At 47.0% G+C, this 11,244-nt stretch carries 5 protein-coding genes; 2 read left to right on the top strand and 3 right to left on the bottom strand.

Annotated elements, in window-relative coordinates; all coding sequences use genetic code 11:
• Nucleotides 1-132 precede the first annotated feature (132 nt).
• Entirely contained in the window at nt 133-2,520 is a 2,388-nt protein-coding gene (locus ACN4EG_RS25870; RefSeq protein WP_431633169.1) for a sensor histidine kinase, read from the bottom strand.
• 602 nt (nt 2,521-3,122) lie between these two features.
• Between ACN4EG_RS25870 and typA the strand changes: the two genes are divergently transcribed.
• Together typA and ACN4EG_RS25880 are read left to right on the top strand one after the other, a co-directional pair.
• Nucleotides 3,123-4,919: a translational GTPase TypA gene (gene typA, locus ACN4EG_RS25875; RefSeq protein WP_431633170.1), complete on the top strand. Its 1,797-nt coding sequence runs from the start codon at nt 3,123-3,125 to the stop codon at nt 4,917-4,919.
• Between the two features lie 215 nt (nt 4,920-5,134).
• Complete coding sequence (locus tag ACN4EG_RS25880) at nt 5,135-6,049, top strand: restriction endonuclease (protein ID WP_431633171.1); 915 nt, start codon at nt 5,135-5,137, stop codon at nt 6,047-6,049.
• 72 nt (nt 6,050-6,121) lie between these two features.
• On the opposite strand, the gene ACN4EG_RS25885 is transcribed toward ACN4EG_RS25880, so the two are convergent.
• Together ACN4EG_RS25885 and ACN4EG_RS25890 are read right to left on the bottom strand one after the other, a co-directional pair.
• A complete protein-coding gene (locus ACN4EG_RS25885; RefSeq protein ID WP_431633172.1) occupies nt 6,122-8,056 on the bottom strand; it encodes a sensor histidine kinase in 1,935 nt (644 codons plus the stop codon).
• 110 nt (nt 8,057-8,166) lie between these two features.
• Nucleotides 8,167-11,244, bottom strand: a 3,078-nt coding sequence (locus ACN4EG_RS25890; protein ID WP_431633173.1) for a GAF domain-containing sensor histidine kinase, incomplete at its 5' end; no start/stop codon positions are given.

An 11,244-nucleotide genomic window follows, 5' to 3' on the forward strand; every position in this document is an offset into this window, starting at 1 on the left:
AGGGATTTGCCAAGAAATAATATCCCCTCTTCATCCCCCCACCCTCCTACCCTTTTACTCTCCTACCCCCTATCCAATTGGGATTTTATTTATACGCTGTTCCCTAAATTCCGAAGGAACTACCCCTAGAAGTTAAAGCCTAGATTGCTTAGCAACGGCTGGAGAAGATTCTGCTGCGATGAAGGGAGAAGGGGATTCGGATTGCAACAGTTCTGGGTGTTCTGCGGAGGTACGACTGGCTAGGGGACGAATCGCATTACTACTAGCATCGATTCTGGCCTCGATCGGCAGTTCAATGCAAAATTCCGTTCCCTGTCCCAGCTCCGATCGGCAGGACAGAGTACCATGGTGCCGATCGACAATAACTTGATAGCTAATGGCCAGCCCCAGCCCTGTTCCTTTTCCTACGGGTTTGGTCGTAAAGAACGGATCGAAGATACGAGTCCGGATCTCTGGGGGAATCCCAGGGCCGTTGTCTCGAATCCGGATCACGACGGCATTGGGTGCGTGCAGTGGACAATACTCCGTCTCAACCCAAATTGTCGGTTGTTCTACGGGATGTTCCGTCAGGGCATCGATCGCATTACTAAACAAATTCATCAGCACTTGGTTCAACTGACCGGGATAGCATTCAATGTCTGGGAGATCGCCATAGGTTTTATGCACAGTGACCCCTGGGAAGCGTCCCGTCGGCTTCAGGCGATGATTCAAAATCAGCAGCGTACTCTCAATACCATCGTGGATATTGGCCAATTTGCGCTCAGCCTCATCCAAGCGAGAAAAGTTACGCAAATTCACAACAATTTCTCGGATCCGATCGGTGCCGATTTGCATGGAATGGAGGAGTTTGGGAAGATCCGTTTGGACAAATTCCAGGTCCATCTCGTCAGCGTGATCGGAGATAACTCGATCGGGGCCAGGATATTGCTGCTGGTAAAGTGCTAAATGGTCTAACAAGTTTTTGATGTATGTTGCAGCATGGCTGAGGTTGCCATAGATGAAGCTCACCGGATTATTAATCTCGTGGGCAATGCCTGCTACCATTTGTCCCAGACTGGACATTTTTTCGCTTTGAATCAGTTGCGACTGCGTAGATTGCAACTCTTGCAGGGCATTCGACAGTTCCATTGTCCGCATCTGAACTTGCACTTCTAGTTGCTCATTCTGAATTTCCAGTTGTTGGAAGGAGGCTTGCAGTTGCGCTGCCATGCTCGTGAACGATCGGGCCAAGCGGCCTAACTCATCCGTGCGATCGCAATCTAGCTGGACTTCGAAGTCCCCCCGCGCCACCTTCTCCGTTGCTTGCAAGAGTTGGTTGAGAGGTTGATGGACTTGGTGGCGCAGGATGCGGTAGAGAATGAGCAACTCTACTGCGAGGGTTAACGAGCCGATGGCCAAGTACAGCAAGCTTTCCTGAAATGCCGCTTGAATCAACAGAGGCATGGGATAAACGGTTACGAAATACCAATCGGGGCCTTGAAGTTTGGTGATGGCCCAAAAGGCTTCTCCCTCGAAATCTTCAAAGACCGCTGCCTCCAGATTCAGTTGTTTGGCCTGGGCCAAAATGCGCTGAAGGTGACGATCGTGGGTGTCCTGAATCGTCAGTTGTCCTTTTTGTTCAAGAATTTTAGCAGTGTACTGGGGATGAACAATTAAAGTGCCATCGGTTCGAAAGATGAGGTTATAGGTGCCCGGTATGAGGTTCTTCTGCGTTTGTGCCAGCAAATCATTCAGAACAATGTCATTGCCGATCGAGGCCACATGGTTCCCCCGATCGTCATCCACCGGGGTCACCAGAGACACCATCCATTGCTTCGGCACCGCATCGTAATAGACCTTCGTCCAGAAGGGGTGGCGAGCCGGATTATGGGTGCGATCGGCTCCGTAACCGTATTCTTCCTGGAGAATATCTAAATCCGACTCCGCTTCCAAGCCCCAGGGGCTACTGGGGCGATAATCCACCGAAAGGTTCTCAGGGCCATTGATCCAAGTATTGGTAAAGCGGCTGGTGAAGGCACGACCATAGAGGCTGGCTAACCGATGAAAGACCACCACCTTGTGTTGTAAGTCCGGAGTCATTGGGACGTTTCTGCCTAGAAAAACGGTGGCGGATCGTTCTTTATTAAAGAAGGCTAATGACTTTCCCTGGGGAAAATTGCGCCAAGTGCCATCCTTCCAGGCATACATCAATTGATTAAATTCGGCTTTAGGATTTAGGGTTGGATCGACTTTCAGGGCTTGCAGAAGGTGTTGTTTGAGAATTTGCTGGTTATCCTGAGCCATGCGGAAGATTTCGCTGTTTTGCCGCCCTTCATCCACAATGCGCTGATAAAGCTGTTGATTGATATTGTCTTCTAAGGTTTTGAAAGAATGCCAATAGACAGTTCCGATCGCGGTGGATGAGATGCCCACGATGGCTACCCCGATCTTTAGCAAGGTTTTGCGGGTTAAGGACGTTTGACCGGATGGAGACTGCCAAAAGGCGCGGTTAAGCCAAGGAGGACAGGAGAAGCGCATCATAAATTAGGGGGCATGCAAGGCGCACAGAGTGCAAAACGGGACCAAGAAGAAGGAATACACTGCGATCACCTGAGCGATCGGTCAGCGGGTGACGGTTTGCCAAGCTCTACGTTGAACTGCATAGAGAGAACTGGCATCAATAGGGCTGAGGGGGGCAACGGGGGAGGGGTGAGCGAGAAGACGTTTGAAGGGACACTTAAGAGTGCAAGCCTTTTAAGACTGGTCGATCGCAGTGCCTCATCCATGACTTTGCCCAAGAATTCCCCGAAAATGACTGATAATACTTCACTCTTTCCAAGATGTCTTGGTATTTTCCTGAAAGCTACGGAAAAACTCAGCATTTTTCTGAGAAGGGTACAGCGAATTCAGCAAATTAGCCAGCCCTAGCGGATGGAACAAAGGAAGGGCGATCGCGGTGCGAAATCCCCGAAAGCAGGAAATTCTCGATCGGAAACACCTGTGTCAAGAAAGACTTACCTCAATTTGCCAAATTTGCCTAAACCGGTAAACGCTAAGCTAGAATTGTTAACGCTTCGTTACGGAAGCATTTTATTTTCCTACCGAAGAAGCAAGTCTTACCCTTTTACCTTAAGTGAACAATCATGTCTCTTCCGATTCGGAACGTTGCGATTATTGCCCACGTTGACCATGGTAAAACGACCCTCGTGGATGCGTTGCTGAAACAAGCGGGAACCTTCCGAGAGAACGAGGATATTCCGGACTGCGTGATGGACTCCAACGATCTGGAACGGGAGCGAGGCATTACGATCCTGTCTAAAAATACGGCGGTCCGTTACAAAGAAACGCTCATTAATATTGTGGACACTCCGGGCCACGCGGACTTCGGGGGTGAAGTGGAGCGGGTACTGGGTATGGTGGATGGCTGCCTGCTCATCGTAGACGCCAATGAAGGCCCCATGCCCCAGACGCGCTTTGTGCTGAAAAAAGCGTTGGAACAGGGGTTACGTCCGATCGTGTTCGTGAACAAGATCGATCGGGCTCGCCAGGATCCCAACATTGCCGTGGATAAGGTGTTGGATCTGTTCATTGAGCTAGGTGCCGATGACGATCAGTGTGATTTTCCCTATCTCTTCGGATCCGGCTTAGGCGGCTTTGCTAAGGAAAAACCGGAAGATGAGTCCGATAGCATGGAGCCGCTGTTCAATGCGATTCTGCGCCATGTTCCGCCGCCTGTGGGTGACCCCACCAAGCCGTTACAACTGCAAGTCACGACTTTGGACTACTCCGATTACTTAGGTCGGATCGTCATTGGGCGCGTGCACAACGGGACGATCAAAGCTGGTCAACAGGCAGCTTTGGTTAAGGATGATGGTAAGGTCGTCAAGGCTAAGATTTCTAAGCTGTTGGGCTTCGACGGCTTGAAGCGTGTGGAAATTGAAGAGTCCGCTGCGGGCAACTTGGTGGCGGTTGCGGGATTTGCCGATGCCAATATTGGCGAAACGATTACGGATCCGGATGATCCTCAAGCGTTGCCGCTAATTAAAGTGGATGAGCCAACCTTGCAAATGACCTTTATGGTCAACGATTCGCCCTTTGCTGGGAAGGAAGGGAAGTTTGTCACCTCTCGCCAAGTGCGCGATCGCTTGATGCGGGAATTGGAAACCAACGTGGCGCTGCGGGTGGAGGAAACGGATTCCCCCGATCGCTTCTCCGTTGCAGGCCGGGGTGAATTGCACCTGGGCATTCTGATCGAGACGATGCGCCGGGAAGGCTACGAGTTCCAAGTCTCGCAGCCACAGGTGATCTTTCGCGAAATGAACGGCCAACCCTGCGAACCGTTTGAAACGTTGGTGCTGGATGTGCCCGATGATGCTGTTGGTTCTTGCATTGAGAAGCTAGGTACCCGCAAGGCAGAAATGCAAAATATGGAAGCGGGCGGTAACGGTCGGACGCAGTTGGAATTTGTGGTTCCGGCGCGAGGTTTGATCGGTTTCCGGGGTGAGTTCATCCGGCTAACCCGTGGGGAAGGCATCATGAACCACAGCTTCTTTGAGTACCGCGCCATGGTGGGCGAAATTCAGGCTCGCTATAACGGGGTCATTATTTCCTTTGAAGAGGGAACGGCGACCTTCTATGCGTTGCAAAACGCGGAAGACCGTGGGGTGTTCTTCATCAAGCCGGGTACGAAGGTGTACAAGGGCATGATTATTGGGGAGCACAACCGTCCTCAGGATTTGGATCTGAATGTGTGTAAGGCGAAGGCACTGACGAACCACCGGGCGGCGGGTGGAGATGAATTGGTGCAGTTGAAGGCTCCGGAAGAGATGAGCCTGGAGCGGGCGCTGGAATACATTGGGCCAGATGAACTGTTGGAGATCACGCCAGAGTCGATTCGTCTACGCAAGTTGGAGAAGAAGAAGCTGGCTGGCAAGAAATAGTTTTGTTGTTCAAGTAATGCTTAATTGATTCATTTAAGGAGGCTGTATGGCCTCCTTTTTTTGATCGAGTCCTTTTTGATCGATCGAGTAATGTGTTTGTTAAAGATGCAATAAGCAATTGACAAATATAGCAATGCGAGGGGATGCGGAATTTTCGATTTGAGAAAATTATGGCTTAATAGAAAGTATTGCTAGTTATCACTTCTCTAATCATCATGGCCGTTCCAGATTATCAAAGCTTCCTATTGCCTGCCCTATCGTTTTTGAGTGATGGATTGGAGCGCTCTAGCCGAGAGGTTTACGATGCAATGGCATTGGTGTTTTCGTTAACTGATCAAGACAGAAAACAGCTTCTTCCTAGCGGACAGCAAGCAACCTATGAGAACCGGATTGGTTGGGCGTTGACTTATTTGAATAAAGCAAAACTATGTGATAAGCCTGCTCGGGGAAAATTTATAATTACACAGCGTGGACAGGAAGTTTTGCAGAACAAGCCCACAAAAATTGACAATAAATTCCTCCTACAATTTCCCGAGTTTCAACAGTTTAAGCAGCGTACACCTAAAACGCAAGAGGATTTTGAAAAAAGCCTGGAGGCTGATAATGCCCAAACACCTGAAGAAATTTTGCAGGAAAGTTATCAAGCATTAAAGTCAGAACTGAAAGAAGAAATTTTACAACGGCTGAAGGGGGGGTCACCTGCTTTTTTTGAACGGGTTGTTGTAGATCTACTAGTCGCAATGGGTTACGGGGGTTCTCGAAAGGAAGCTGGACGTGCGATCGGGAGAACTGGAGATGGTGGAATTGATGGCATCATTAATGAGGATCCCCTCGGCCTAGATAGCATTTATATCCAAGCCAAACGCTGGGAAAACACTGTAGGTCGTCCGGTTGTTCAAGCATTTGCCGGAAGTTTAGAGGGCTTTCGTTCCAGAAAAGGGGTGATGATTACGACTTCAGAATTTTCTAAAGAAGCCAAAGATTATGTAACAAGAATCGAAAAAAAGATCATATTGATTAATGGAACAATGTTGGCAGATTTAATGATTGAAAATGACGTTGGTGTTGATGAGAAAGAAAGATTTGTAGTCAAAAAAATTGACAATGACTACTTTGAGGAAATTCTATAAAGTAATTCCCTCAAAGTAATTATGACAGACAGGTCATCAACAAGGTGATAAAATTATATGATTCTATTTAATTTATGACTTCATCGCATTCACAGTAATAGGTAGACGGATGCAGAAGGTTGTTCCTTCGTTGACCGTAGACTTGACTTCTAGTTGCCCACCATGTTGCTCTACGATGATTTGACGGGAAATAGCCAGTCCTAATCCAGTCCCTTTGCCGATCTCCTTGGTCGTAAAAAATGGATCAAACAACAATTGTTGAATATGATTCGGAATGCCCGGGCCATTGTCAGTAATGTAAATTTCAACCTGATTATCGGACAATTGCACGGTACAAATACGAATAAAGGGTTGAGGTGGATTGTTTTCCTCCAGGGCGTCGATCGCATTCGATAGGATATTCATAAAAACCTGATTCAGCTCGCCCGAGAAACATGCAACCTGGGGCAAATTCCCATATTCCTTAATGATCTGGATTTCGGCCCGCGAATACTCAGCATTCCCCATCAAAATCGACTGAGCTTGAAGACGACTCTGTAAGATCATTAACGTACTATCAATCCCCTCATGAATATTGACGGGTTTGAATTCCGCTTCATCCAAGCGAGAAAAGGATCGGAGCGATCGAACAATTTCACTAATCCGCTCCGAACCCGTTTTCATTGAAGCCAGCAAATTTGACAAATCTTTGCGAATAAATTCCAGATCGAGCGCGTCAACTTGCTTAGAAATTTTAGGACTCGGCTGTGGATATTCTGCTTGGTACAGTTCAATCAAATGCATGAGATCTTGGAGGTACTCCGAAGCATAGGTGATATTGCCATGAATAAAATTGACTGGATTATTAATTTCATGGGCAATCCCTGCAACTAACCGTCCCAAACTAGACATTTTTTCACTTTGTACCAGTTGAGCTTGGGTCAGTTGAAGTTCTTGGAAATTCTGTTGCAATTGTTGCTTGGCAGCATCAGAAGCTGCTTTAGATTTTCTCAATTGAGTGTGTTCAAAGTTTTGAACCTGCCAGAGTGTAAATATCATTCCCACAACCAACCCAACCACCACGATCGCGATCAAATCTAGTAGCCGCAATTGGTTGTCAATATTTTGGCGGGGAATGACCAAGGCAACAGACCAATCGGCTTCCTGTAGGGGAATAAAAGCGACATATTTTTGTGTTCCATCCATCGGAACGAGTTCAATGCCTCTGCCTTTGTGAACCATGCGGTGGGCAATTTTAGCTAAATCATCATCTGCCGGCTGTAGAAAACTGGGAGCAGGTTTATCAAGATTGGACAACAATGTTTGGTCAGGATGAACGATCGGTTCTCCCCGAGAGTTCAGGGCAAAGGCATAACTCCCCTCACCATGCTTCAACTTATTCACAACCTGCGTCAACCGATCCAGAAGAACAATCCCCTGAAAAACCCCGATCGGAGCATGGTTTGTTGCATCATTGGACCAAATGGGTGTAGCAATTATGAATTGGGGAACCTTGAGTACTCTGCTAATCATGGGATCGCTGATATGGCTGTTGCCAAATAGAGCAACTTGAAAATGCCGACGATCTTTGATGTTGGCGCTATTGGGGCCTCTACGACTGTGAAATACATTGCCGTTCGGATACACCATCGCAAAGGCAATGAAATCTTGAATACGCTTCGTTTCCTTCTGCATGTATGGTTGGACGATCGACCAATCGAGCGATCTCACGATTTGAGTATTGGCCATCATCCCAACTTCAGCTTTCCGGGTTCCCAACCATCGATCTAGTTGGGTTGCTTGCTGCTGTACTTCCAAAAAGGCATTTCGCTGTAGATTCTCGAGCAGGAGACTCCGCACAAATTGATAGCTGAAATAAGCCGTTACGCCAACGGTAAGGGCGGTTAACCCGATCGAGAATCGTACCCAAAAATTCCGTTTAACCGTATCTGTTTCCTGGGAGAGTAAGGTTCTCTGGGGTGAAAGCTGGATGGAAAAGAATTGAGAGAGTACAACAGGGAAATTCATCACAGGAACACCAGTATTTGTAATCGAAAGAGTATTTGTAATCGAAAGAGATGGGAGATCTCAGTGAGATCAGATACGCTGTGCTTAATCAACCCACTGAATGAAGTGATTTATCCATCCCTGGGTAATAAAATTGTGAAAACTGTACCTTGCCCCAGTGTGGAGTCCACTGAAACCGTTCCCCCGTGCTTTTCCTCCACGATTTGCCGAGCGATCGCTAACCCTAATCCAGTTCCTTTGCCTACAGCTTTGGTTGTGAATAGGTGGTCAAAGATTTTAGTTTTTACGTCCTCACCCATGCCTTTCCCATTGTCCCGAATCCGAATTTCGACAGTATTGTCTCCTGGCAAGGCTGTTTGAATCGTAATCTGTTGAGGATTGAATGTTAATTCACTGTAGGTTGTTTGCTGCGCCATTTCATCAAACATGTCGATCGCATTGGCGAGAATGTTCATGAATACCTGATTGAGTTGCCCCGGAAAGCAATGAATTTCAGGAATTTCACCATAGTTCTGAATCACTTCGATCGCCGGTCGATGCTCATTGGCTTTCAAGCGATATTTCAGAATCAGAATGGTACTATCTATTCCCTCATGAAGATTAGCTTTGACCTTGTGTTCCCGATCAGCCCGCGAGAAGGTACGCAGGCTGGTGCTGATATTGGTGATACGATCGGCGGCACCTTCCATGGAGTTGAGTAACTTCAGTAAATCCTCAATCAAAAATTCCAAGTCAAGCTCTTCAGCCTTCTCTTGGACAGGCATTGCTGCATTAGGATGGTGGTGCTGATAGAGGGCTAAATAATCGAGTAAATCTTGAACATAATCTCTGGTATTGTGAATACTGCCACTGAGGAAGCCGATGGGATTATTAATTTCGTGGGCTACGCCTGCGACCAAGTTACCGAGCGAAGCCATTTTCTCACTTTGAACAACTTGCAGGTGCGACTGTTGCAATTGCTGGGCATAGTCTTGAGCTTGTTGATAAAGTCGCGCATTTTTTAGAGAAATCGCAGCTTGGGTGCAGAGGAAATTGAGTACCAGAATTCGATTGTGGGTAAATGCACCACTGGTAACTTGATTTTGTAAATGTAGAAGACCAATCAGTTGTCCTTGATTGAGGAGCGGTAAACACAATAAGCTTTTGGGTTGTTGCTGTTGTAGATAATGTTCGATGATCGGCAAATCCGTTTTGAGGTCATCAATGACCACCGTTTCCAAGGTGTTTTTGACATATTGAATCAGCTTAACCGGCACATCAAGACTACTTTCTAGTGGCTGTGTGCAGAGTTCTGTGACTTCAGGGGTGGAGATCGCCCGTACTTGCCATTCTCCAGTATCACTCGGAAGGATCAAGGCACAGCGATCGGCTCCAGAGTTTTGCAGAATGATTTGGGTCAGTTGATGTAGCAGATCCTCTAATCGAATAGTGCTGGAGAGGGCTTGTGAAGCTTTGAGGATGGCCGCGAAGTCCAAGGCTGGGTTAATACTAGTACTACTGGAGCTTTTATGAGGGGTGGCAGGTACTGTTACGGTTGCTGGGGCGATCGTCATCATTGTGTTCAAGATACCTGCCGATGAGTTGGTTGGCTGTAAGATGGCATGGAGTAACTTGGGGTAACGAGTTTCGAGATCAGTAACTTTAGCCTTGGCTCCCCAGTGCGCATAGCGGTAGTAGGCTTCTTGCAGGTAGCCTATGGCAACTTTTTCTTTACCCCAATCCAGATAGAATTTAGCGGCTAGTTCATTAGCGAGTGCCTCATCTTGGATGAACCCATTCGCTTTAGCGCTGGCGATCGCGCGATCGTAGTAATCGATCGCTTCCCTTAGGTCGCCTAAAACTCGATAATATTCTGCCGCAACTAATTCCCAGCGATGTTGGTGATTGGCGGGTGCGAAGGTTGCCCAATGACGTAACTGATCCTGTTGTTGTTGAACTTGCTGTAAAATTGTGGGCTGCTCCTCAGGGGCTATATTGGGATAGCAGCGCAGTTGAATGAGGGCATCAAACCAAACGTAGAGAACTACAGTAAATGTTGCGGTTCCCCCTTGGAGATATTCCTTCGCCTCTTTTATAATGCGTGCAGCTGGCTGATACTCGTTAAAAAGATAATAAAGAATGGCTTGATTGATATACCAGTGGAATAACCCAGTAAAATTGTTACTCACTTTCAAGGCTGGCAAAGTTGTCTCTGCATCAAACAGTTCTCCACTGAGAATTGCTGGGTTCTGATTCTGCTCCAGTAAGTTCAAAACAGCCTGTTGGTAAGTTGTTTGTAGCAGTAGGGAATGTAAATGTTCGTGCTTTATAGTGACTTGCCGATAGGCTTCCATTTTGGATAGCAAGTCTGAAAGCACCTGCCCTTGAGAATAAGCATAGTTACAATAGACGCCTGCATTGAGATTGGCGGATTCTAAGTCTCCCGTTTCAATTCCGTCTTGGTAGGCGTGTTCCAATGCGGGAACTACGGTAGATAAAGCATCTTTCCAATGCTTAATAAAATAGTAATTGATAAAGCCACTGCGACTGTAGGAATTCTTCAGGTGTAAGCGATCGCGTAAAGCTAATGCTAATTCTCCAAAGGCATAGCCATTTTCAATATCACCCACTACACCACAGAGAATCACACCATAGTCACTATAAGTAAAAACAGAGACGGGACAATTGCCAAACTGAAGTGAAATTTCAAGCTGCTTACAAATCAGTAATGGCATTAAAAGTGGGGCTACAGTATAAGCACTAGCAGATAATCCACTCATTAATTGCATTTGTGCAAGTAAATAAGGATCGGTCAGCGAAGGTAATTCTAGAAAATTGTGAATTTCTCTCTCCGCCCATAGCGCTCTCGTTCCGCCGAGGGCTTGTCCAATATCGGCTTGAGTGGGCTGGGCTGGAAATTCTAGTCCTAGGGCTCGTAGCAATTCCAAGCCAATTTGTAACGACTCCAAGAGCCGACCCTGTACACTCACTCCAAGAATCCGATATTGCTGGACTTTAATCGTGTCTAACAAAGATTGTGCTTGCTGACAAACCAAAGTAGACCAGCGTTCCAATTCTACAAAGTTAGATGTAAGATAATTTGCCTCAGTGATTTCTTCGTGAAGTGCCAAGCTGAGGTCATAGTGGGTCTGCCAGCTATCTTGAGGCAAAAGTTGGATGCCTTGCTCAAAGTACGCGATCGCGGCTTG

This window comes from Alkalinema pantanalense CENA528, from assembly GCF_050753345.1.
GTDB lineage: Bacteria > Cyanobacteriota > Cyanobacteriia > Leptolyngbyales > Leptolyngbyaceae > Alkalinema > Alkalinema pantanalense.